Raw genomic sequence first — 780 nt, 5'->3', positions numbered from 1 at the left:
AACACCAAACAAACGAATACTTCCCTGTTTTGGCTTTAAAACGCCTAATAAACATTTTAACAAAGTTGATTTCCCAGAACCATTTGGCCCAACTAAACCTAAAAAAGCTCCCTTCGGAACTTGCAAATTAATATCTTCTAACACATTTCGATCTTCATATCGAAATGACAATCCTTCTATTTCTAATATATTATTCATAGCATCTCACCTATTTTAATTAAGAATGATTCCGATTTATATCTATTTGAATTATAGTACAGCTTATTATAGTTGTAAACCAATCTGCCTAAAATATATCATTTTTTTCAAGAAACCTTACTATTATAACAAAAAGCAGAGAAAAATTCTCTGCTTTCAAAAAATATTCCTATAAAATGAAACCTTAATCAGATGAGGCCATCTCCTACCAATTATTTGTCCTCAAATAGCGGGATACATGTTTTAGTGAATAGCTGATTTAAACTTACCACCATTTGTCTCTTGTGTACTCATAATCGTAACAAATGCATTTGCATCAATTTCATACACAATTGATTTTAACTTTGTCACTTCCAGACGCGTTACAACGGCATAAATAACCTCTTTTTCTTTATCCGTGTAACCGCCTTTTGCCACAAGCTTTGTAGTTCCACGACCAAGACGATGCAAAATCGCATTTGATACTTCCTCATATTGATCTGATACAATTAAAACTGCTTTCGTTTCATCTAGACCTTGAATGACTGTATCAATTGTTTTGAATGCAATATAGTAGGTCATAACAGAATACATAGCTTGTTC

Annotated in this window: 2 protein-coding genes; both read right to left on the bottom strand. The window is 32.3% G+C overall.

The features are described 5' to 3' along the window. On the bottom strand, nucleotides 1-198 hold a 198-nt coding region (locus tag KI369_RS27800; RefSeq protein WP_212958863.1), incomplete at its 3' end, for an ATP-binding cassette domain-containing protein. Between the two features lie 243 nt (nucleotides 199-441). Further along, nucleotides 442-780: YitT family protein (locus KI369_RS27795; RefSeq protein ID WP_212958861.1), on the bottom strand; the 339-nt coding region annotated here is incomplete at its 5' end.

It is taken from the genome of Bacillus sanguinis, from assembly GCF_018332475.1.
Lineage (GTDB): Bacteria > Bacillota > Bacilli > Bacillales > Bacillaceae_G > Bacillus_A > Bacillus_A sanguinis.
This window is presented reverse-complemented; position numbering and strand designations above follow the sequence as displayed.